The sequence below is a fragment of the Tsukamurella asaccharolytica genome (assembly GCF_007858435.1).
Classification (GTDB): domain Bacteria; phylum Actinomycetota; class Actinomycetes; order Mycobacteriales; family Mycobacteriaceae; genus Tsukamurella; species Tsukamurella asaccharolytica.
Window position 1 is genome coordinate 384,566 of sequence record NZ_VIGW01000001.1, and the last position, 22,032, is coordinate 406,597.

Annotated in this window: 16 protein-coding genes; 5 read left to right on the top strand and 11 right to left on the bottom strand. The window is 70.8% G+C overall.

Annotation, left to right across the window (positions count from 1 at the left end):
* Positions 1-3 precede the first annotated feature (3 nt).
* Entirely contained in the window at positions 4-903 is a 900-nt protein-coding gene (locus FK529_RS01825) for a LysR family transcriptional regulator (RefSeq protein ID WP_146559013.1), read from the top strand.
* A 21-nt stretch (positions 904-924) separates the two neighbouring features.
* Here FK529_RS01825 and FK529_RS01830 read toward each other — a convergent pair whose 3' ends face one another.
* The 9 genes from FK529_RS01830 to FK529_RS01870 form a co-directional block, all read right to left on the bottom strand.
* Positions 925-1,791, bottom strand: coding sequence for an alpha/beta fold hydrolase (locus FK529_RS01830; protein ID WP_146559015.1), 867 nt, complete (start codon positions 1,789-1,791; stop codon positions 925-927).
* Positions 1,792-1,886: 95 nt separating this feature from the next.
* On the bottom strand, positions 1,887-2,981 hold the full coding sequence (locus FK529_RS01835) for a CaiB/BaiF CoA transferase family protein (RefSeq protein ID WP_146559017.1): 1,095 nt from the start codon (positions 2,979-2,981) through the stop codon (positions 1,887-1,889).
* An 82-nt stretch (positions 2,982-3,063) separates the two neighbouring features.
* The gene (gene mmsA / locus FK529_RS01840; RefSeq protein WP_146559019.1) at positions 3,064-4,542 is read right to left on the bottom strand and encodes a CoA-acylating methylmalonate-semialdehyde dehydrogenase; all 1,479 of its coding nucleotides are present in this window, start codon (positions 4,540-4,542) and stop codon (positions 3,064-3,066) included.
* Between the two features lie 145 nt (positions 4,543-4,687).
* Positions 4,688-5,470, bottom strand: coding sequence for an enoyl-CoA hydratase (locus FK529_RS01845; protein WP_146559021.1), 783 nt, complete (start codon positions 5,468-5,470; stop codon positions 4,688-4,690).
* A 43-nt stretch (positions 5,471-5,513) separates the two neighbouring features.
* A complete protein-coding gene (locus FK529_RS01850; RefSeq protein WP_158635018.1) occupies positions 5,514-7,163 on the bottom strand; it encodes a PHA/PHB synthase family protein in 1,650 nt (549 codons plus the stop codon).
* 76 nt (positions 7,164-7,239) lie between these two features.
* On the bottom strand, positions 7,240-8,439 hold the full coding sequence (locus FK529_RS01855; RefSeq protein ID WP_146559025.1) for an acetate/propionate family kinase: 1,200 nt from the start codon (positions 8,437-8,439) through the stop codon (positions 7,240-7,242).
* Complete coding sequence (gene pta / locus FK529_RS01860; RefSeq protein ID WP_146559027.1) at positions 8,436-10,574, bottom strand: phosphate acetyltransferase; 2,139 nt, start codon at positions 10,572-10,574, stop codon at positions 8,436-8,438. Before pta ends, FK529_RS01855 begins: the two co-directional genes overlap by 4 nt.
* 295 nt (positions 10,575-10,869) lie before the next feature.
* Positions 10,870-11,466 (bottom strand): TetR/AcrR family transcriptional regulator, encoded by a 597-nt coding sequence (locus tag FK529_RS01865; RefSeq protein ID WP_146559029.1) that lies wholly within the window; start codon positions 11,464-11,466, stop codon positions 10,870-10,872.
* 79 nt (positions 11,467-11,545) lie between these two features.
* Positions 11,546-12,709 (bottom strand): glycoside hydrolase family 3 N-terminal domain-containing protein, encoded by a 1,164-nt coding sequence (locus FK529_RS01870; RefSeq protein WP_146559031.1) that lies wholly within the window; start codon positions 12,707-12,709, stop codon positions 11,546-11,548.
* 159 nt (positions 12,710-12,868) lie between these two features.
* Between FK529_RS01870 and FK529_RS01875 the strand changes: the two genes are divergently transcribed.
* The 3 genes from FK529_RS01875 (at position 12,869) to FK529_RS01885 (ending at position 17,913) form a co-directional block, all read left to right on the top strand.
* Positions 12,869-13,363 carry a universal stress protein gene (locus FK529_RS01875; protein ID WP_146559033.1) on the top strand — a complete coding sequence of 165 codons (495 nt, stop codon included), beginning with the start codon at positions 12,869-12,871 and terminating at the stop codon, positions 13,361-13,363.
* A gap of 73 nt (positions 13,364-13,436) precedes the next feature.
* Positions 13,437-13,637, top strand: coding sequence for a DUF2613 family protein (locus FK529_RS01880; protein ID WP_068740648.1), 201 nt, complete (start codon positions 13,437-13,439; stop codon positions 13,635-13,637).
* The gene (locus tag FK529_RS01885) at positions 13,624-17,913 is read left to right on the top strand and encodes an alpha-(1->3)-arabinofuranosyltransferase (protein ID WP_146559035.1); all 4,290 of its coding nucleotides are present in this window, start codon (positions 13,624-13,626) and stop codon (positions 17,911-17,913) included. The genes FK529_RS01880 and FK529_RS01885 overlap by 14 nt, the downstream gene beginning before the upstream one ends.
* 267 nt (positions 17,914-18,180) lie before the next feature.
* Here FK529_RS01885 and FK529_RS01890 read toward each other — a convergent pair whose 3' ends face one another.
* On the bottom strand, positions 18,181-19,377 hold the full coding sequence (locus FK529_RS01890) for an acyltransferase family protein (RefSeq protein WP_146559037.1): 1,197 nt from the start codon (positions 19,375-19,377) through the stop codon (positions 18,181-18,183).
* Between the two features lie 165 nt (positions 19,378-19,542).
* Between FK529_RS01890 and pgfA the strand changes: the two genes are divergently transcribed.
* Positions 19,543-20,880 carry a cell envelope lipid trafficking protein PgfA gene (gene pgfA, locus FK529_RS01895; RefSeq protein ID WP_146559039.1) on the top strand — a complete coding sequence of 446 codons (1,338 nt, stop codon included), beginning with the start codon at positions 19,543-19,545 and terminating at the stop codon, positions 20,878-20,880.
* On the opposite strand, the gene FK529_RS01900 is transcribed toward pgfA, so the two are convergent.
* Positions 20,810-22,009: a polysaccharide biosynthesis protein gene (locus tag FK529_RS01900; RefSeq protein WP_146559041.1), complete on the bottom strand. Its 1,200-nt coding sequence runs from the start codon at positions 22,007-22,009 to the stop codon at positions 20,810-20,812. The genes pgfA and FK529_RS01900 overlap by 71 nt on opposite strands.
* Positions 22,010-22,032 lie beyond the last annotated feature (23 nt).

Genomic DNA, 22,032 nt, shown 5'->3' on the forward strand with positions numbered 1-22,032 from the left:
AGTATGCGCGCAGACGACCTGGTCATTCTGTTGGAGATCGCTCGCTGTGGCTCGATGGTCGGCGCAGCCTCCGCGCTCGGTCTCAATCACACCACCGTCTCGCGGCGGGTCTCCGCGCTGGAGGCGGACCTGCACGCGCCGGTCCTGGTCCGCCGAGTGCAGGGCTGCGAACTCACCGAACTGGGCAGCCGACTCCTCACGTCGTGCGAACAGGTCGAGCGCGCACTGTCCGACGCCCGCGACGTCGCCGGCTCCCGGCCCCGCGAGCGCGATCTGGCCGGATTGGTCCGCGTCGCGACGACCCCCTCGTTCGGCACCCATTTCGTCGCCCCGCTGATGGCGGACCTCAAGCGGCTCTCCCCCGAGTTGACGGTCGAGATCGTCTCGCGAACCCGACTGGCCGCCCACGGGGTGGGCGCGGACATCGAGATCGGAGTAGGGGAGCCGGTCGCCGCGCGGCCGGGAGCGGAGAAGCTGACCGATTACCGCCTGGGCCTATACGCCTCCGAGGGTTTCGCCTCCGAATTCGGTCTGCCTCGAACCTTCGAGGAGCTCCAGGACTACCCGCTCATTTTCTACGTCGAATCGCTGCTGCGCGTAGGCGACCTGGATCGCCTGGCCAAGAGTCTGGGCACGCACAAGGTCGCGTTCGCATCGACCAATGTCGAGGACCAGCGCATCGCCACGGTCGTGGGTGCGGGCATCGGACTCCTGCCGTCGTTCGTGGGCGAGGTCGAATCCAGTCTCGTCCGGGTACTGCCGGACCTCGTCGCGCCGACGCTCGACATCTGGGCGGCGCTCGCACCGCGCCAGCTACGACGGCCGGCCGCATCCGCTGTGCTCCAGGCGATTCGGGAGTCGGTCCGCGACCGCCATGCCGAGCTGATGCCCGTCAGCTGGTGAACCGATCCCGCCGTGCCCCAGCTATCCGCGCCGCCCGGTCCTGCGGTGCGGCGCCGGGCGGGCGCCCTCATCGAGGAAGTCCGTGATCACCGACACGGTCTCGTCGGCGCTCGACCGCAGGAAATAGTGGCCGTCGTGCATCACGTGGAGTCGGCCGCGGGGGATCAGTGCGGCCATGATCCGGGCGTTGACCAGCGGCACGATCGGATCGTCGTCTCCGGCGAGGATGAGCGTCGGCTGCCGCAGCAGGGGCATCAGCGGCAGGCTGCTCCATCCCAGGAGCGCGAGCTGCTGAAACAGGTAGCCGATGTGGCTGACGTCCGAGCGCACGGTCTCGAGTGGGTCGTCCTTGGCGACGCGGGCGCCGCCCCCATACAGGTCGCCCTGGATCCGGCGCGCGTACTCGGCGTCGTACAGTCGCCGCGGCGTGGCCACTCGTAAGAGGGTGGACAGGCGGGCGGGCACCATCGGGGTGCCGGGCATCGTCGCCGCCAGGACCAGCCGACGACACCGGTTCGGCTCCTGAAACGCCAACTGCTGAGCGAGCATCCCGCCCCACGAGAATCCGAAGACGTCGTACTTCGAGTAGCCGAGCTCTGCGAGCATGCACGCGGTGAGTCCCGCTGCCATCGCCATGGTGTAGGGATGGCGCGGCGACGGCGAGAGACCCGCCCCCGGGACGTCGAACAGGATCGTCTCGATTCCGTCGAGGCGTTCCGCCAGCGGCATCAACAGTTCCATCCGGGCACCCAGACCGTTGCACATCACCATCGGTGTCCGGTCCGGATCGCCGCGCTTGATCGCATAGCGCACCCGATAGCACATGAGGTCTACGTGATCGACGTGGAACGGTCCGTCATCACCGGCAACACCGTCAGCATGAGTCATATGTCTTCCCTCGACTGTCAACACCACGGTCGGCGCAGCTGTCCGGGCATCCCCGCAGGGCGAGCCGCACCGGCGCCGCACGGTACCCCTCCCGGTCAGCCCCAGTCGCGGAGCACCTCATCGGTGTCCGCGCCCGCCCGGCCCGGTGGACGCGGGCGGCCCGGCGCGGTCCGAGAGAAGCGGGGCGCGGGGGACGGGAACAGCGAGCCGCCCTCCTCGTAGAAGGCACCGCGTTCGGCGATCTGCGGTTCGGACTGCACTTCGCCGAACGTGAGAACCGGTGAGACACAGGCATCGGTGCCCGCGAACACGGCGCTCCACGCATCGCGATCGCGGGATGCGAAGGCCTGCGTCAACACGGCCCGCAGCTCGGGCCACCGGCTGCGGTCGTTCTGCCCCGGCAGCTCGACGGGGTCGAGTCCGAGGCCGTCGAGCAGCGCAGCGTAAAACTGCGGTTCGATGGCTCCTACGGCCACATAGCGGCCGTCCGCGCACTCGTAGGTGTCGTAGTACGGGGCGCCGCCGTCGAGCATGTTGCTTCCTCGCTCATCCGACCACGTGCCGGCCGCTCGCATCGCCCACGTCATCTGGGTCAGGACGCTGGAGCCGTCGATCATCGCTGCGTCGACGACCTGCCCCGTGCCCGAGCGTCCCCGCTCCCACAGTGCGGCAAGGATTCCGACCAGCAGGAACATCGAACCGCCGCCGAAGTCCCCGGCGAGGTTGAGCGGCGGTACGGGGCGTTCACCGGCGCGACCGATGGCGTGCAGGAGACCGCCCACCGAGATGTAGTTGATGTCGTGGCCGGCCTGCAGCGCCCGCGGCCCGGTCTGCCCCCAGCCGGTGATCCGACCGTAGACCAGCGCGGGGTTGACGGCCGCGCAGTCGTCCGGGCCGAGGCCGAGCCGTTCGGTCACTCCGGGCCGGTATCCCTCGATCAGGACGTCGGCCTTCTTCACCAGCCGCAGCACGAGGTCACGACCCTCGTCGGTCTTGAGGTTCGCCGCGACCGAGCGACGATTCCGCAGCATCGCGTCGGGCTTACCACCCGCGACGTCCACCGCGGTGCTCGCCGGACGTTCGACTCGGACGACGTCCGCGCCCAGGTCGCCGAGAATCATCGCTGCGTGCGGTCCCGGGCCGATCGACCCGAGTTCGACGACTCGCAGCCCTTCCAGTGGTCCTACCATCTCCGACTCCTCAACCTCGGGTCTCCGGGTGACTTCCTTTGCCGTGTAACGTTTGCCGGCGATCGCGCCGAACGCCCACCGATCAATTGGGGCGGAAGCCGAAGTCGGTGCCGCTGACGCTGTCCCACCGCGACGTGATGTACTTCGGCCGGGTGTAGAACGACCAGGACGCGTTGTTCAGGCCGGTGTCACCGAACGCCGAGCTCTTCCAGCCCTGCACCGCGTACGCCGCGACGGGCACCGGAATGGCGACGTTGACGCCGACCATGCCGGCGGACACGCGGTGCTCGAACGCCGCGACGGCGGCCCCGTCCTGGGTGAAGATCGATGCGCCGTTGCCGTATTGATGGTTCTTGATGAGCTCGAGCGCCTCGTCGAGGGTGTCCACGCGGTGCACCACCAGCACCGGTCCGAACAATTCCTCCTGGTAGGCCGGGGACGTGAGGGCCACGTCGGTCAGCACCGTCGGACCGACGAAGTACCCGTCCTCGAAGTCCGGAACCTGCACCGTGCTGCGATCGACCACGGCCCTGGCGCCGTCGGCGATCGCGGCCTTCACCGAGGATCGGATTCGCTCCTGCGCAGCGCGGCTGACCACGGGTCCGACCTCGGTGCCGTCGGTGATGCCGGCGCCGACGCGGATCCTGTTGGCCCGTTCGGCCACCTTCTCGAGGATCGGCTCCGCGGTGGGGCCGACGATCACGGCGACCGAGATCGCCATACAGCGCTGACCCGCCGCGCCGAACGCGGACGATGCCAGTTGATCGGCCACCACCTCGGTATCCGCATCGGGCATGACGACCATGTGATTCTTCGCCCCGCCGAAGGTCTGGACCCGCTTGCCCGCAGCCGCTGCGCGCGCGTAGACCTGCTGCGCCACCCGGCTCGAGCCGACGAACGACACGGCCTGCGTACGCGGGTCGTCGATGAGCTGTTCGACGGTCTCCTGGCGTCCGTTCACCACGTTCATCACGCCGTCGGGCAGGCCGGCTTCCGTGAGCAACTCGGCGATCCGGATGCACACGCCGGGGTCCTGCTCGCTGGGTTTCCAGATGAAACAGTTGCCGGCCGCAAGGGCGACCGACGCCATCATCAGCCCCATCATCGCTGGGAAGTTGAAGGGCGTGATCCCCAGGCAGACACCGACCGGGTGCAGCACCGACTTCGTGTCGATGTTCGGCCCGGTCTGCAGCGATGTCCGACCGTGGACCAGGGCGGGCCCCCCACAGGCCAATTCGATGGAGTCCACCGCTCGGCCGACCTCGCCGGCGGCGTCGTCGAGGGTCTTACCGTGCTCGGCCGTGATGAGCGCGGCGAGCTCGGTCCGGTGTTCGATCATCAGGTCGCGGAACCGGTACAACACCGCGGCGCGCTTCGACAGCGGAGTCAGTGCCCAGCCGTCGAACGCTGCTGCGGCGGCGGCGAGTGCCGCATCGACCGTCGCCGGATCGGCGGCGTCGACCGTGGCGACGGGCCGATCGGTCGCGGGGTCGAGTACATCGATCGAATCGCCACTGCCGGAGACCTTCGCTCCGTTGATCCAGTGTGGGATGGAACGCATGTGCTATGCCTTTCTGTCGGACGATCGTGGCGGCGAGAGGAGGATCGGCAGGATCCCCGACGCGCGCGGGCGCGGCGGGTTCGTGCCGTCGCCACGGTCGGCGGTGAGTGCCTCGGTGGTGATCAGCGTGCGGGCGTCGCGGCATCTAGCCGTTGACGAAATTCGGAGGGCGCTTCTCGGCGAATGCGCTCATCCCCTCTTTCTGGTCGCGCGTGGCGAAGGTCGCGTGGAAGACCCTGCGCTCGAAGAGAACGCCCTCCCGCAACGTGGTCTCGAAGGACCGGTTGACCGCTTCCTTCGCCGTCATCGCGATGGGGAGCGACATACCGGCGACCGTCTGGGCGATCTCGAGTGCGGTGGCCTGCAGTTCGGCGGCGGGAACGACCCGCGCCACGAGGCCCGACCGCTCCGCCTCCTCGGCGTCCATCATGCGACCGGTCAGGCACAGATCCATCGCTTTGGCCTTGCCGACGGCGCGGGTCAACCGCTGCGAGCCACCCATTCCCGGAATGACACCGAGTTTGATCTCGGGTTGACCGAACTTCGCGTTGTCCGCAGCGATGAGAATGTCCGAGTGCATCGCCAATTCGCAGCCGCCCCCTAAGGCGTACCCGGCGACCGCGCCGATGATCGGTGTCCGAACCAGAGCGAGCCGATCCCACGGGGCGAACCAGTCGGTCAGGTAGACGTCCATGTACGACTTCGTCGCCATCTGCTTGATGTCGGCGCCCGCGGCGAAAGCCTTCTCGGAACCGGTCAGAATGACGGCACCGATCTCCGGGTCGGCGTCGAACTCGGTGATGGCCTGCACGGTCTCGTCCATGACCTGCTTGTTCAGGGCGTTGAGGGCCTTGGGGCGGTTCAGTCTGACGATGCCGACGCGTCCATTTCGTTCGACGAGGATCGTCTTGTCATCGGTGTCGGTCACGGCACTCCTCTTTCCGGTGAGTCGGTCTGGGCTGGGGGGATCGCTACTCGCGGACGTACCGGCCCGGCGCGGGATCGCGCGGCGGGTAGCGGCGGCTACCGAGTGCTTCCGGGCTCGCGATCTCGTCGCCGGCTCGTTTGCTCAGCCACTCCGACCAGACGGGCCACCACGATCCGGCGATCTCCTGCGCCCCTGCCATCCACTCGTCGGGGTCGTCGGTGTCGGCCGGGGCCAGCCAGAACTTCTGGCGGGACTTCGCGATCTGGCTCACCACCGTCTGGACGTGCCCCTTGTTCGTCACCGCGACCTCGGTTTCGCCGCCGAGGAGGCGGGCCGTCATGTAACACGGGCGCCAGGTGGTGATGTGGTCGGTCTGGGCGGCGACCACGAACTTGTCGGCGGTGAGCGCCGTCAGGTCGATCTCGGTGTCCAGAATCGTGACCGCCCCCGGCTCGACCAGGGAGCCGTCTCCCATCAACCGCGTCGCGTCCCGGATGAATCGCGCCGTCAGGTTCACCTGATCGTCGTTCCACGCGAGCAGGTCGTAGGCGCGTGGCGCCTCGCCCATCAGCCAGTTGTTGATGACGTGGCCGAAGATCAGGTCCTGGGGACGGAGCCACGCGAAGTGCGACGAAATCCGCTGCGCGTCGATCACTGCGTTCTTCTTCGCGAGTTTCTCGATCTGGCGCGTGGTGCCCGGAGTCGACAACGGCGTCACGAGGTTCGGCCGCCGGGTGTCGATCATCGTCACCAGATAGGTGGCGGCGTGGACCGGGTTGCGCCCCTTGGCCGTCAGATGGGCTTGCGCCAGCGCGCTCGTGAAGCCGCCCGCGCAGAAGCCCAACACATTCAGATCGTCGGTGCCGGCGATCGCGGTGACCACGTCGAACGCGCGGACGACCGCCGCGACGTAGTCGTCGATCCCCCACGTGCCGTCGCCTGTCTGGGGGTCCTTGCGCGGATTGCGCCAGACGAGCATGAACGACTGCATGCCGCTCGATACGGCGTGCTCCACGAGGGAGCGTTCGGGGGCCAGGTCCAGGATGTAGAACCGGCCCAACTGGGGTGGTACGAACAGCAGAGGCCGTTCGTGAACCAGCTCGGTCGACGGTGTGTAGTGGATGATCTCGAACATGTCCTCGCGGTACACGACGGTCCCCGCGGAGACGCCGACGTTCTCGCCCACCTCGTACGGCGCCGTGTCCGTCATCCGCGGCAGGCCACCGTTCTTGAGGACGTCGGTGAGGAAGGTGCGCCCGCCGCGCAGCAGCGACTTGCCGCCGGTGTCGATGGCCTTGCGGATCGCGGCGGGATTCGTCGCCGCGATGTTCGCCGGCGAGAGGGTGCTCGTCACGATGTTCTTGACGTACCGTTCCCGCTCCTTCGACTCCCAGGTTCCCCCCGCCTCGTCGCCGACCCCGTCCAGCCACTGAGCCCACGCCAGATGGGCCTGGGCGAGACGGCGGAACACCGCGTTCTCCCGCCACGCGACGTCGCCGTACTGCGGATCTCGCTCCGGCACTTCGACCTCGGACAGGCCGAGCAGGACCTTGGACCACTCTCCGGCCAGTTTCGGCGCGTCGAGTATCACCCCGGGCTGGGCCAAGAGCTTGACCACCTCCCCGATCGTCAGCGGATCGAGTCCGCTGAAGTCGTTGGCGAACTGCTCTTCGACCAGAAATCGGTCCTGCATCGCAATCATCCCTCTCCGCCGTGGTGCACGGCTCCCCGTCGGCGAGCGCCGATCCGACCTGTATTCCTCGTGAGCGTCACACGAACTCCCATGCCGCGCGGGCCATGCCGAGTTCCTCGTTGGTCGGGATGACCACGATCTCCACATCGGAGTCGGCGCTCGAGATGCGCCGGGACTCGCGGGACGACGAGCCGTTGCGCGCCGGGTCGAGACGGATTCCGAAGCGCTCGAGCCCAGCGACGGTATCGGCGCGGATGGTGGAGGCGTTCTCGCCGATCCCCCCGGTGAAGACGATGGCGTCGATCGAGGGCAACATGACCAGGTAGGCGCCGAGGTACCGGCGCAGGGACAAGACGAAGACGTCGTACGCCAACCGGGCCGCCTCGTCGCCGGCCGCCATCCGTTCGGAGATCGCGCGAAAGTCATTGTCGCCGCAGAGGCCTTTGAGTCCGGAGCGGCGGAACAGCAGTTCCTCGATCGCGTCCAGATCGAGGCCGGCGAGCTGGTGCAGCGCGAAGATCACACCCGGATCGAGTTCACCCGTGCGCGTGCCCATCACCACTCCGGAGTTCGTCGACATGCCGAGTGAGACGTCGGCCGGCTCCCCACCCCGGATCGCTGCCACCGAGGATCCGCTTCCGAGGTGGAGGTTGATCAGGTTGACCTCGTCCGGCGGACGCCCGAGGAACGCCGCAGCCTCGGCGGAGACGAACTGATGGGAGAATCCGTGGAATCCGTACTTCCTGATGCCGTGCTCGCGGGCGACGTCCGCATCGATCGGAATCGTGCTCACCGCGGCCGGAAGGTGGCTCCAGTACTCGGTATCGAACACCGCCACGTGCGGGATGTCCGGAAACATGGCGCGGGCGATGCGGATCCCCCGGAGCATCACGTGATTGTGCAGCGGCGCCAGAGGCTCCAGTGCCTCCAGCTGGGCCTCGACCTCGTCCGTGACGATGGCCGGATGGGAGAAGGTGGTTCCGCCGTGTGCGAACCGGTGCGCGAACGCCGCGATACCGGCCTCGTCCAGCGGGAAGTTCGCCGCGGCGAAACCCTCGGTCATCAAACGCATCCCCTGCGCATGATCGACGATCTCGCCGACGAACTCGGACGCCTCCCCGTTCTGCCGGTGAAGGGCCCTTCCGCTGGCCTCGCCGATCTGCTCGACCAGCCCCGAAGCGAGGACGGATCCCGAATCAGGTTCGAGCAACTGGTATTTCAACGAGGAGGACCCGCAGTTGATCACGAGTACGCGGCTACCGGGGTGGGAGTTCATGGTCTGGGCACTCCGTCCTGAGCGGGCTTGCGCGACTGCGCCTGGATCGCCGTGATGGCGACCGTGTTCACGATCTCCTCGACCCGTGCGCCGCGCGAAAGGTCGTTGATCGGCTTGCGCAGCCCCTGGAACGCCGGACCGATCATCAGGCCACCGGCGGTGCGCTGCACCGCTTTCACCGTGTTGTTGCCGGTGTTGAGGTCCGGGAAGATCAGTACCGTGGCCCGGCCGGCGACAGGGGAGTCCGGCATCTTCGTCGCGGCGACCTCCGGGTACAGAGCGGCGTCGTACTGGATGGGACCCTCGATCGCGATATCCGGACGACGTTCGCGGACCAGCTCCGTCGCTGCGCGAACCTTGTCGACGTCGGCGCCGATCCCGGAGGTCCCGGTCGAGTAGGACAGCATCGCCAAGCGCGGATCGAGGCCGAACTGGGCAGCGGTGCCCGCCGAGGCAATGGCGATGTCGGCCAACTCCTCGGCGGTCGGATTGCGGACGACGACGCAATCGCTGAACGCGAGGACCTGATCGGCGAGGCACATGAAGATGACACTCGACGCCGTGCTGATGCCGGGTTCGGTTTTGATGATCTCGAAGACGGGCTTCATCGTTGCTGCGGTGGTGTGTGCCGCGCCGGAGACCATCGCGTCGGCGTAGTCGAGGTGCACCATCATGGTGCCGAAATACGTGACCTCGCCCATCATCTCGTAGGCGCGATCCTCGGTCATGCCCTTGTGCGCGCGCAGCCGGGCGAATTCCTGACCGAAGAGCTCGCGCAGTTCCGAGCGCTCCGGGTCGATCAGCCGCGCCTCCGACAGGTCCACCCCGAGCTCGGCCGCGCGCCGCGTCATCTGCTCGGGGCTGCCGAGGACCGTCAGGCTGGCGATGTCCCGCTGCAGCAGCCGCCCCGCCGCCCGGAGAATCCGGTCGTCACTCCCCTCGGGGAGTACGACGTGCTTGCGTTCCTGTTTGGCGCGTTGGAGCAGTCCGTGCTCGAACCGCTGCGGCGTCACGACGTCGGGGATCGGCAACCGGAGTCGCTCGAGGAGGGCGTCGCCGTCCACGTGGCGGTCCATCTCGGCCAGGGCGAGATCGATCTTCCGTTCGGCGTTGCGGTCCAGTCGTCCGCGGGCGTACGTGACCGCCTGCGCGGTGTCGAATGTCAGTAGGTCGGTCGCAATGACCGGCAGCGTGGAGTTCATGGCTTCGAGCAGGTCGGCGACGGCAGGATGCGGTGTGACGCCGCCGTTGAGGATCAATCCCGCCAGGGTCGGGAATCGATCGGCGCCGTGCGCGGCGGTGAGCGCCAGCAGGTAGTCGGTGCGATCGGCGGGAACGATCACCACCGCACCCTCGGAGAGGTTTTCGAGTGCGCGTTCCACGGCGCCGCCGCCGACGAGGACCCCCATCGCCTCCCGGCTGAGCAGGGCCGGATCGCCCGCGATCACCGTCCCGTTCACCGCCGCGACCAGTTCGTTGACCGTCGGCGCCCGCATCGCGGGACTTTCGGGGATCGCCCAGCTCAGGGTGTCCAGCGAGGCGGACAGCGCGGAGCCGACGTCGGTCAGATCGTTCGGCACGACTCGCGTGGCGATCACCGCGACCGGGTGCGCGTGGACCGCGCGCAGCTCGTTCAGGGACCGTTCGGCGAGCACGCCGACGTCCTGCGCCGCGCGCGCGTTGGCACTGACGACCAGGACGACCGGTGCGCCGAGGTTCGCGGCGACCGCACCGTGGAGCCGGAGATCGACGACCGGTGTGGATTCGCCTTCGTCGGTGCCGAGGATCAGTATCGCGTCGCAGTCCTGCGCCAGCTCGCCGTACCGCTGCACGATCTCGGCGAGCGCGGCCTTCGGGTCGAGCGCGGCGCGTGCGCTGGTGACCCCGATCGACCGTTCGGGGGGAACCTTGACGGTCGAGTACTCGCGCAGAAGATCCATCAGGCTTCCGCCTCGCTCGGATGCGATCGGTTGGAAGACGCCCACCCGGGCGGCCTGATTCGACAGCATGGCGACGATGCCGAGCGCGACCGCGGAGACGTCCGAGTCCTGATCCGCCCCCGTCACATAGACATTGGCCGTCGCAGACGTGCGGTCCGCCTCGGCGAGAGGTGCATCGACAGATTCTGCGGTCATTCTGGTGCCTCCGATCTGGTGTGCGAGCGCTGCCCGGCGCGATGCGCTGCGCCCTCGCGCCCGCCGTTCCGCCGATCGGAGAGCCGTGACCGACCGATGCCGACACTCCAACCACGAGCTGTGATGGGAAACTCATCTGCTACTCACGATGGCCCACATCACACCCGAGGGCAATGACGAAATCCGGATAGGCACTGTGCAGGTGCGCACAGCAGGGCGAGTCCGGGCTCGCAGCGCACGCTGTGCCCGCAGTCCGCGCTGGGCGCGGGAACAGCCGCAGACGGCCGTCGGGCAGTCAGTCCGGGCGCTCGCCGCGGATGCCGCCCCAGAGGAACGAGGTCATGATCTCGACGGCGCGATCGAGCTCGACCTTGCCGGTGGCCACGCGGTCGGCGATCGCCTCGCCGGAGCCGACGAGGGCGACGGAGTAGAGCTCGAAGTCGGTGTCCGCCGGCGCGTACTTGGCGGCCTCGCGGAGCAGCACCGCGGTCATCTCGACCACGCGCTCCCGGTTCACTTCGGTCAGCGCCGCGAACGCCGCCTGTCCGGTGGCCTCGCGGTAGAGGACCCGCCACGCGTCGCGGTTCTCGTCGACGTACTTGAGGAAGCCGGCGATCACCGAGCGCAGGCGCTGCAGCGGAGGCAGCGCGGGGCTGGCGTCGAATTCGATACTGCGCATGAACCGTCCGGCCTCCCGCGTGACGCAGGCGGCGAAGAGTTCATCCTTGGAGCCGTAGTACAGGTACAGCATCGGCTTGCTGATCTGCGCTTCGCGGGCCACAGCATCCATCGACGTCTCGTAGAAGCCCTTGCGGGAGAACACCTTGATGGCGGCGTCCAGCATCTGCTGCTCGCGCACCGCGCGCGGCAAACGCTTCGTACCACCGGCCATCGGCGTGCTCCTTACTCTCGAGTCAGATCCTAGCCCACGAGGTTACTCACAAGTAAGTTACGGCCGAACCCGCTCGGGATCAGCAGCGCACGGCGTGCTTCGCCCGGGCCACGCGGAGCACCGAATCGTCGAGCCGGCGCAGCGTGATCCGCTTGGCCTTCACCGAGGCCTCCACGGCGTCGATGGCGGCGCCCAGCTGATCGGTGGAGATCCACAGCGCGACGTCGGCGCCCGCCTCGAGCGACTTCGCGACGGCCTCGGGCACGCTGAACCGGTCGGTGATCGCCTTCATCCCGGACAGGTCGTCGGTGAAGATCGGCCCGTCGAAGGGCTTCGCGCCGTATCCGGCACCGTCGCGCAGCAGGCGCATCGTCGCGGGGCTGAGGCTGGTGGGCAGGCCCGGCTCGGTGAGGCCCGGCACCGTCAGGTGGCCGATCATCACGCCCGCGTCGCCCGAGTCGACGGCGGCGCGGAAAGGCACGAGGTCCTTGGTCTTGAGCGCGGCGAGCGGCGGCACGCTGACGCCGCCCTGATGCGAATCGCCCGACGAGCTCCCGTGCCCCGGGAAGTGCTTGAAGACCGGGTACACGCCGCCGTCGCGCAGTCCGGCGGCGAATGCCTGCGAGTACTTCACGACGACGGCCGGGTCGGCGGAGTAGGAGCGGTCGCCGATCACGGCGTCGTCGGACTGGGCGGAGACGTCGGCATCGGGCGCGAAGTCCACGGTGATCCCCATCGACTTCATCAGCTTCCCGACACGCGCGCCCTCGGCCCGCGCCTGCGCGGGCGTCATCGTGCGTGCCAGCTCGCGCGCGGAGACGAGGTTCGCGCCGGGCACCCGGGAGACGCGTCCGCCCTCCTCGTCGACGGAGACCATCGCCGGCACCTTCCCGGCGCCCGCGACGCTCTGCAGCGTGCCGCCGGAGAACACCGACCTGTCGGTCCAGCTGCCGATGAACACGCCGCCCGCGCCCTGTCGCACCGCGCGACGGGCGTCGGCCGCGTCCCGCACGCCGACCATGAGCAGCTGCCCGATCTTCTCGCGCACGGAGAGCTTCGCGAGGAAGTCGCTACCGCACGTCGCCGCGCGTCCGGGCCCGGACGACGGCGCCGAGGAGATCGCCGTCGACGGGGCCTGCGCCGCGGTCGTCGTCGACGGAGGCGCGACGGCGGTCGACGGACCGCAGGCCGCGACGCCGGCGGCGGCGATCACCGTGATCGTGAGGTTCCGGAGCTTCTGCATCGCGGCCAGTCTGTCAGATCGACGTCGCTCCCGAGCCGGCCGACGCAGCATCCGGTGAGTCCGCACCGGGTCGGACGCGCCCGGACTTGCATCTTGCAACTGTGCCGGATCGGCGTAATCTGGAGGCATCAGGTAACCGCGAAGATCGAGGTGATCCGCATGAGTGTCCCCGTCAAGGTTCTGATCGCATACGACGGCTCCGAGTCGTCCCAGCGCGCCGTCCGGTACGCCAGCAAGGTCCTGGCGCAGGGCCGCGACGCCGAGGCGATCGTCGTCACCGCCTGGGAATCGACCATCCATCAGGCCGCCCGCCTGTCCGCCATGTCCGGCGTCGCCGGGGCAGGCGCCGCCGAGACCGCACTCACCCGCGAGAGCGACGCGGTGCACGACGAGGCGAAGAAGACCAATGAGCAGGGCGTCGAGCTGGCGGCGGCCGCGGGTTTCGCCGCGCGCGGCGAGCTCGTCGAGGTCTCCACCACGGTGTGGACGGCCCTCATCGCCGCGTCCGACACCTTCGACGTGGACGTCATCGTCTCCGGCAGCCGCGGGATCTCGGGCATCAAGGCACTCTGGCACTCCTCCGTTTCGGAGCACGTCCTGCGCGGCTGCAAGCGGCCGGTGATGATCGTGCCGTCCGGTTGCGCGGACCTCTGATTCCCGCCGCGGCCGACGACGGCCCGCCCGCGGCGGAGTTCCGCACCGTCGAGCCCCATGTAGACTTCAACGTATGGACCGCACCTCGATCATCGCCAGCGCCACCGCCGCGCTCGCCGGCATCGTCGTCGCCGTCGCCCTCGCACTGGTGAGCGGCGCGGCCGTCGCGCAGACGTCGCCGACCACTGACGTCAACACCGTGTCGAAGGACAAGGGCTTCCTGCAGGGCTCGTCGAACTACGGCGAGCGCGACGACTCGGGTGCCAACAAGTAGCCCCCACTTCTCCGACGAACCCCTGACCCGCCGCGCAGGCGCGTGGGCGTTCGTCGCCCTGCTCGCGCTGAGCTTCCTCACCGCGCCCGGCAAGATCGTCGCCGACACCAAGCTCGATCTCACGGCCAACCCCATCGGGTTCCTGGCCCGCGCGGCCAACGTGTGGTCGAGCCAGTCCCCGCTCGGTCAGGTGCAGAACCAGGCCTACGGCTACTTCTTCCCGCACGGCGCCTTCTTCGCGCTGGGCCAGCTGCTCCACGTCCCGCCGTGGATCACGCAGCGCCTGTGGTGGGCGCTGCTGCTGTTCGCGGGCTTCTGGGGCATCGTCCGGCTCGCCGAGGCGCTGCGCACCGGCTCGCGCGGCAGCCGGGTCGTCGCGGCCACGGCGTTCGTGCTGGCGCCGCAGGTGCTCACGACGCTGGGCGCGATCAGCTCCGAGACCGCGCCGGTGATGCTCGCGCCGTGGGTACTGCTGCCGCTGGTCCAGCTGCTGGAGGGCGCGGACGTGCCCGTCCGGAACCTGGCCGCGCGCTCGGCCGTCGCGGTCGCGCTGATGGGCGCGGTCAACGCCGTGGCCACGGGCCTGGCGTGCGCCGTCGCCGCTCTCTGGTGGCTGCTGCATCTGCGCTTCGGCGCGGGCACCCGCCGGTTCTGGACGTTCAGCGCCTGGTGGGCGGTGTGCGTCGCATTGGCGACCACGTGGTGGATCGTGCCGCTGCTCATCATGGGGCGCGTCAGCCCGCCCTTCCTCGAGTTCATCGAGTCCGCGCGCGCGACGACGCAGTGGGCGTCGGTGCCCGAGGTACTGCGCGGCACCACCTCGTGGAGCCCGTTCATCTCCGACGAGCGCGCCGCCGGCGCCATGCTCACCACCGCACCCGCCGCAGTCGTCGTCACCGGCCTGGTCGCGTGCGCCGGCATCGCCGGCATCGCCATGCGCCGGATGCCCCAGCGCGGAGTCTGGGCGACGGTGCTGCTGGTCGGGCTGGCGGGAATCGGCGCGGGCTACGCGAGCGGCCTCGGCTCCCCCTTCGCCGAGCCGGTGCGGGTCTTCCTCGACAGCGTCGGCGCACCCCTGCGCAACGTCTACAAACTCGAGCCCTTCCTGCGGTTGCCGCTGGTCCTGGGCATGGCGCACCTGCTGGCCCGGGCGCCGCTGCCCGGCACCGTCGGCCTGGCGAAGGTCCGCCGGGCGCTCGCGCACCCCGAGCGGGATCGCCTCGCGGCCGGCGCCCTGGCCGTGGTCGTGGTGCTCGCACTGGCGGGCGGCATGGCGTGGACGGGCAAGCTCGCGCCCCGCGGCCCCTACTCCGCGATCCCCGACTACTGGTCGCAGACCGCGGACTGGCTGTCGGCGCACGCGGGCGGAACCGCACCCGGCCAGGCCCGCGCCGAGCGCGCCCTCGTCGTGCCGGGCGCGCCCTTCGGCGCACAGCTGTGGGGCCTCACCCGCGACGAGCCGATCCAACCCCTCGCCGAGACGCCGTGGGCGGTGCGCGACGCGATCCCGCTCAACCCGCCCGGCGCGATCCGCGCCCTCGACTCGGTACAGCGGCTGTTCAGCGCCGGCACCCCGTCGGCCGGCCTGGCCGCGACACTGCGCCGCCAGGGCATCTCCTACCTCGTGCTCCGCGCCGACCTCGACCCCGCGACATCGCGATCAGCCCGGCCGGCCCTGGCACGCGCCGCGATCGAGGGCTCGCCGGGGATCAGCGAGGTCGCGCGGTTCGGCCCCGACATCGCTCCCCCCACCGTCGAGAAGGTGGTCGTCGACTCGGGATTGCGGCCGCCGCTGCCCGCCATCACGATCTACCGCGTCGACGGGGCCGCTCCCACCGGCCCGTACCTCGCCGACGCGGCCTCCATGCCGCGCGTCGCGGGCGGGCCGGAGGCGCTGCTGGGGCTGCAGGCCGATGCGGCCGCGTCGGGCCGGCGCGAGCTGGGCGCCGCCCTGCTCGCCTCGGACGCGGAGGCCGCGGGCCTGCCCGCGGGCCCGCTGACCGTCACCGACACGCCCAAGCGCCGGGAGACCGACTTCGGCCGCGTCGACGACCACAGCTCGGCGATCCGCACCGTCGACGACCCGCGGCGCACCCTGAACCGCCTGCCCGACTACCCGGCGGCGGGCCTCGTCGACGGGACCTGGGAGGGCGCGACCGTCTCCGCGTCCAGCTCCGCCGCCGACGCCACGCAGCTCGGCACGGTGCTACCCGGCGCGGGCACGGCCGCCGCAGTGGACGGCGACAAGAACACCGCGTGGGTCTCGTCGGGCCTGGATCGCGCGATCAACCAGTGGCTGCAGTTCACGCTGCCCGAGCCCCGCGCCGACCTGTCGGTGACGGTGACCGTCGGTCGCGCGCTGGGCCCCGCGGTCACCCGCCTGCTCATCACGACCGAAGCGGGCACCGTCTACTCCGATCCCGTGACGGCAGGCACGCCGATCACGCTGGTCGCACCGTCGGAGCCCACTCGCTGGCTGCGGATCACCGCCGCCGAGACCGCGGACCGATCGTGGGGCAACCAGTTCGCGATCTCCGAGGCCGAGCTCGCGGACACGCGGTCGGGGAAGGCGATCCCGGCGCGGCACGATGTCGCGCTGCCCGCTTCCGGGCCGGCGCAGCGCTGGGTGTTCGGGCAGGACACGATGGGGCGCACCGGCTGCGTCGTGACGCCCGGCGAGAACGGCGCACCGGGCCCGGTGCAGTGCGCCGACATCGCGATCGGGCCGGAGGAGCCGGGGCCGCTGCGGCGGACCATCGACGGGCCCGGGGCGGCCGCGGTGACCCCCTCGCTGACGGTCCGCGCGCGGCCGGGCCAGGCGCTGTCCTCGCTGCTCGGGGCTCCGGGCGCGCCGTCGGCGGTCGCGGAATCGGCCGTCGGCGACGGCCGGGCGAGCTCCGCCGCGGCGGTGGACGGCGACCCGAACACCGTGTGGTCGGCGCCGCAGTTCGTCACCGAGCCGACGTCGCCGAAGCCGGTGCTGCGGCTGAGGCTGCCGTCGCGGCAGGTCGTGGGCGGCCTCACGCTCCGCCTGCCGCGCGGAGAGGCGCCCGCCCGGCCCACGCGGATCGCCGTCGACCTGGGGACCGGCCGCCAGGTCCGGGAGCTGCCTGCGGGGGACACCGTCACCGTGAAGGTCGATCCGGCCGTGACGGATACGATCTCGATCTCGCTGCTCGACTGGGACGAGCGGATCAACATCAACGACTTCGGCTTCCCGGAGAAGATGGCGCCCGGGCTGGCCGAGGTGCGGCCCGTCGGCCCCGACGGTGCCCCCGTCCCCGGTTCGGAACCCGCGTCCGCGGACCGTCGGATCGTGGTGCCGTGCGAGACCGGTCCGACGGTGCGGATCGGCGAGAGGGAGCTGCGCCTGCGGATCGAGGCCGGGGCGCGGGAGCTGCGCGACGGCGAGCCCGTCCGCGCTGTGGCCTGCGATCCTGCGCCGGTGCCACTACCGGCGGGACGGACGCAGATCGTGGCGACGCCCGGGCCTGCGTTCAGCGTGGACTCGCTGTCGCTGGACACGCCCACGGCGAACGAGGCGGCGGCGCGGGACGAGAGCGCGCGGGTGCAGAGCTGGACCCCGGACCGCCGGGTGGTGACCGTCGGCCGCGCCGACGCCGACCAGGTGCTGGTGGTGCCCGAGAGCCGTAACTCCGGGTGGGCGGCGACGGGGCCGGACGGCGCAGCCCTCCGCGCGGTGACCGTGAACGGGTGGCAGCAGGGCTGGGTCGTGCCCGCCGGGACCGACGGCGCGGTGACCCTGCGGTTCGCGCTCAACGCCCCGTACCGGATCGGACTCTTCGGCGGGCTCGCGCTGCTGGTGATCCTCGCCGCGCTGGCGCTGGTCCCCGGCTCCCGGCCGCGCGCCGAGGCCGGACCCCTGCGGGCGTGGCAGCCGGGTATCGCGGCCGGCCTCGGGATCGGCGTGGTCGCCTTCGTGCTCAGCGGCTGGCCGGGGCTCGCGCTGTGGGCGGCGGCGGGCCTCGCGACCTGGGTGGTCTCCGGGCTGCACGTCTCGGCGGACCGTCGGGCGGCGATCCGGGTGTTCGGCGCCTCCGGGTTCGTGCTGGCGGGGATGCTGCTGCTCGCGACGGGACCGTGGCACGCCGAGGCCGGCTACGTGGGCCACGGCCCCTGGCCGCAGGGCCTCGCGCTCACCGGCGTGCTGCTGATGGCCTGGTCGACGGTGCCGCCCGCCCGGATCCTGCGCCGGCGCGGCGGTGGCGGGCCGGCGGCCGATGATGCCGATGGGGCCGGCGGGGCCGCGCGCTGAGCCGCGAACTGAGCCGCGAACTGAGCCGCGAAGGCGGACATGGTCGCGCAGCGCAGCCATGCGTGGGGCGCATACCCGCCGGATCAGCCCGGCAGCGGACCCTGCAGCTGCGACCAGTCCGACGTCGTCCCCAATGCCACGTTCCGTCCCCCACCGGAATCCGTTCGCCTCGTGGGGGACCAGCCGTCCCCCACGCCCCGTTCGGTCCCCCGCACTACGCCGCACGGACCGGCGGTCATGCGCGGCACGCATGACTTCCGTGCGGACCTACCGCCCCACCGGCGCGACGAGCGCCAGGGCGGCGGCGGACCGTCGGGCCTCGTGGCGGGCCAGCCAGCGGCGGGCCGGCTCCTCCACCCAGGCGTAACTCAGTGCCGCGACGGCAATGGAGAACACCAGCGTCAGCACGGTCACCTTCGCGAAGGCACCGCTGAAGGGGACGATCGCGAACAGCGGGAAGATCGCGGTGAGCACCACGAGGTGCCAGATGAAGATCCCGTAGGACCAGCGGCCGAGCGCGAGCATCGGTCCCGATCCCAGCCAGCGCGAGGGCTCCGACGCCGGCGCCAACACGAGCGGCGCCAGCAGGAGGAAGCCGAGCACCCCGCCGAGGCCCATGCGGACCGCGAACTGCCAGGTCTCGGGGGTGTCGAGGGTCACCGGGCCGCCGAGCGGCGTGCAGATGACCGCGAACACCACGAGCGCAGCGGGCCAGCACAGCCGGCGCCGCGCGAGCCGCCGCACCGAGCCGAAGTGGGACGCCGGCGCGCTCACGATCTCGGCGAGCACGATGCCCGCGACGAACCACGGCACGTACGAGGGCAGCCAGTTGTGGTGGTTCAGCCCCGGCGGCAGGGGCAGCGCCGCGCCGACCCACGCCCAGCTCAGTGACACCGCCGCCACGGCGAGCAGCACCGGCACCCGCCACCGTGCCGCGGCTCCGCGCAACCGCGCCAGCCCCAGCGCGGCCAACGGCAGTAGCAGGTAGAACAGCATCTCGACCGAGAGCGACCACATCTGCGTCAGGCCGTCGGTGAGCGAGTAGGGCACGAAGACCTGGGTCAGAGTGAGGTTCGCGAGCCAGGTGGAGCCCGACGGGGCCGCCGACCGCGGCAGCAGGGCGAGCGCGACGATCGCGACCACGAGGTACGCCGGCATGATCCGCACGAGCCGCGATCGGTAGTACCGCCCCGTCGGCGGACCGTCGGATGCGGACCACGCGGCGCGGGCGTGCGCCCGCCAGAGCAGGAAACCCGACAGTCCGAAGAACAGGGCGACCGCCATGTCGAACCGGCCCCACACCCGTCCCGCCACCGAATACCCCACCTGACCGGTCTGGAAGGCGGTGTGAGTGAGCAGTACGGCGATGGCCGCGCAGGCGCGCATGCCCTCGAGTGCGGGCACGAATCCGGCCGCACCCGCAGGCCGCGCAGCTGCGAGGTGACTGGTCCCGACGGTGCTCATCGTCCACCGAATCTACCCGCGTTTCGGCCCTCGCCCGCGCACGTGCCCCATGCCGCCCGGGCACCACCTGTAGGCTCGGGTACTTGGAAGGGAGCGCGACCACGTGCCCCGACGGCGTGTGCGAACCACGGACGCGCCCCGCAAGACATGTGAGGAGACACTTCGATGGCGGTAGGCCGTAGCCGGCTGGCACGCGTTATCGGTCCGATCCTGATCTTCTTGGGCGCGCTGCTGATCACGGCCGCGATCGCCGGACCGGCGTACGTCGCAGGCAAGCTGACAACGATCCCACTGGACATCGACACCACCACGGTGGCGAAGTCCGAGAAGGTCGCGGACTCCCCCGCGGACGCCGAATTCCCGGCGAAGTCGCTCGATATGTGCTCGATCAACAGGGGTAGGGCCGTGGTCAACGAGGTCTCGGTGACCACCCAGACCCGCACGCTCGTGACCAACCCGTCGGACGAGTCCGCGATGACCGTGCAGTCCGGCAGCTCGATGGTCGTGCCCTCGATCAAGACCAACGGCGAGCCGCGGCACCCGGAGCTGACCGGCGCCGTGCAGGACAAGCGCCCCTGCGACGACGGCCTGGTGCAGGCCTGGCTCGACCGCGTGTCCCTGGACCGTGAGACGGGCCGGCCCACCGGCAGGACCTCGGAGGCCACCTACCAGCCCGGGGAGAGCACCCCGGCGGTGAAGCTCGCCGACCGCAAGGGCCTGCAGTACCGCTTCCCCGCGGGCACTACGCAGGACGGGAACTACGAGTTCTTCGACCTGATCACCCGCAGCAACGTTGGCCTGAAGTTCGTCGAGGAGAAGGAGGTCAGCGGCACCAAGACGCTGCACTTCCAGGGCCAGCAGGACTGGGTGGACCTCTCCACCATCCGCGACAGCAACGACCCGACGCTGGGTACCGTTCTCACCATGCCCGCGAGCTGGTGGGGCATCGGCGGCGTCGACCCCAGGGACGACATCACGCTGAACCGCTGGGCGAAGACCGCCGTGGATCTGTGGGTCGATCCGACCTCGGGCGTCATCGTCGACCAGTCGCTGCACTACACCCAGCAGTTCCGCCTGCCGGGCCAGGTCGCGCCCAACACCCCGAGGCCGGTCCGGGACTTCAAGCTCGACGTCTTCGACGCCAAGCAGCGCTGGACCGATGCGACGGTCCGGTCGCAGGCGGAGGTCGCGAAGTCGGCGCAGAACAAGATCGCGGTCGCGAAGTACGTGGCACCCGTCGCGGGCGGCATTCTCGGCGTCATCGCCCTGGGCCTCGGCATCTTCGCCCTGATCCTGGGCCGCAAGCCGGCCACCGCGGGCGCGGGCGGCCGCGGCCGGGACGGCGGTTCCGGTGACAACGCTCCCACCGCACCGATCGACGAGGACCCGATCACCACGCCCGACGCGGGCGGCGATCCGGCGACGGAGGCCTTCAACGCTCAGCCGCGGCCGGACGAGTCGCAGACCGAGGCGATCGACTTCCGTAAGCGCGACGAGCGCTGACGGTCACGACCGCACCGATCACCATCACCGCCGCGAGCGCACACAGCGCCGCGGCGGTGATCATTTCCGCGGGGGTGCGCGGCAGGGTGAGCAGGATCGCCGCCTCGACCGCGACGAGGACCCACGCGAACAGCGCCAAGCGGGTGCGCTCGATGGCGATGGCGTAGAGCAGCAGCCCCTGCAGCAGGGCGAGGAGCGCGCCCTGCGCCGCGAACAGCCAGAGCAGCCCCTGGACGGGCCGGTAGTCCTCGCCGGCCAGCATGGTCGCGAGCGGGGCGCAGACCGCCGCCCCGGCGACGCACGCGAGGCCGAGGCCCGCCAGCAGCCCGACGACGGTGCGCAGCGCGCCGCGGGCCCGGCCCGGGGTCACGAGCTGCGGGTAGAAGACGACGCCGACGGCCTGCGGCAGCCAGAACGCGATCTTCGCGGCGACGGCGCCCAGGGCGTAGGTGCCGGCGGCGGCCGCACCGAGGACGGGCCGCGCGAGCAGCAGGTCGAGCGAGGCGAAGACGACGAGCACCAGCTGCACCGAGCTGGCGCCGAGCACCGCGCGCACCCCCGCGTCCGGCCCGGCCGCGTGCCCCGCCGGGGCCCCCGCCAGCGCCCGGCCGATGGCGGCCGCGAGCAGGGCGCCCATCGTCGTGCCGAGCAGTGCCGGCGCCGGGCCCAGCAGCAGCCCCGGCACGGTGAAGACCAGCTTTCCCACGCCCGCCACGCCGAGCAGGGCCGCGAGCCGCCCGAACCGGCGCTCTCCCTGCAGCAGCCCCTGCTCGACGGCGAGCAGGACCAGCGCGGGAGCGGCGGCCAGCGCGGCTGCGGCGGTGAGGGCGCGGGTGTGCAGGCCGGCGGCGGCCAGGGGCACGGAGACGGCGGCGAGGACCCCCGCGCCGAAGGCGATCCGATAGCCGAGCGCCCGCATCTGCGCAGCGCCAGCGCCGCGGACGACCTGCCGCGCGACCACGGTCTGCAGCGCGAGCGCCGGCACCGCGAGGATCAGCGACAACTGCAGGAGGGACGCGAACTCGCCGTATCCGGCGGGCCCGAGCCAGCGGCTCGCGGGCAGGTGCACCAGGTAGGAGCACAGGTTGGCCAGCATCGAGCCGACCGTGACCCACGCCAAACCTCGCATTCGGCCATTGTGTCAGTAGGCTC

What these genes read in the sequence shown, in the direction of transcription:
- FK529_RS01825 (WP_146559013.1), top strand. Translation starts at nt 4, where the DNA reads ATGCGCGCAGACGACCTGGTCATTCTGTTGGAGATCGCTCGCTGTGGC.
- FK529_RS01830 (WP_146559015.1), bottom strand. Translation starts at nt 1,791, where the DNA reads ATGACTCATGCTGACGGTGTTGCCGGTGATGACGGACCGTTCCACGTC.
- FK529_RS01835 (WP_146559017.1), bottom strand. Translation starts at nt 2,981, where the DNA reads ATGGTAGGACCACTGGAAGGGCTGCGAGTCGTCGAACTCGGGTCGATC.
- mmsA (WP_146559019.1), bottom strand. Translation starts at nt 4,542, where the DNA reads ATGCGTTCCATCCCACACTGGATCAACGGAGCGAAGGTCTCCGGCAGT.
- FK529_RS01850 (WP_158635018.1), bottom strand. Translation starts at nt 7,163, where the DNA reads ATGCAGGACCGATTTCTGGTCGAAGAGCAGTTCGCCAACGACTTCAGC.
- FK529_RS01855 (WP_146559025.1), bottom strand. Translation starts at nt 8,439, where the DNA reads ATGAACTCCCACCCCGGTAGCCGCGTACTCGTGATCAACTGCGGGTCC.
- pta (WP_146559027.1), bottom strand. Translation starts at nt 10,574, where the DNA reads ATGACCGCAGAATCTGTCGATGCACCTCTCGCCGAGGCGGACCGCACG.
- FK529_RS01865 (WP_146559029.1), bottom strand. Translation starts at nt 11,466, where the DNA reads ATGGCCGGTGGTACGAAGCGTTTGCCGCGCGCGGTGCGCGAGCAGCAG.
- FK529_RS01870 (WP_146559031.1), bottom strand. Translation starts at nt 12,709, where the DNA reads ATGCAGAAGCTCCGGAACCTCACGATCACGGTGATCGCCGCCGCCGGC.
- FK529_RS01875 (WP_146559033.1), top strand. Translation starts at nt 12,869, where the DNA reads ATGAGTGTCCCCGTCAAGGTTCTGATCGCATACGACGGCTCCGAGTCG.
- FK529_RS01880 (WP_068740648.1), top strand. Translation starts at nt 13,437, where the DNA reads ATGGACCGCACCTCGATCATCGCCAGCGCCACCGCCGCGCTCGCCGGC.
- FK529_RS01890 (WP_146559037.1), bottom strand. Translation starts at nt 19,377, where the DNA reads ATGAGCACCGTCGGGACCAGTCACCTCGCAGCTGCGCGGCCTGCGGGT.
- pgfA (WP_146559039.1), top strand. Translation starts at nt 19,543, where the DNA reads ATGGCGGTAGGCCGTAGCCGGCTGGCACGCGTTATCGGTCCGATCCTG.
- FK529_RS01900 (WP_146559041.1), bottom strand. Translation starts at nt 22,009, where the DNA reads ATGCGAGGTTTGGCGTGGGTCACGGTCGGCTCGATGCTGGCCAACCTG.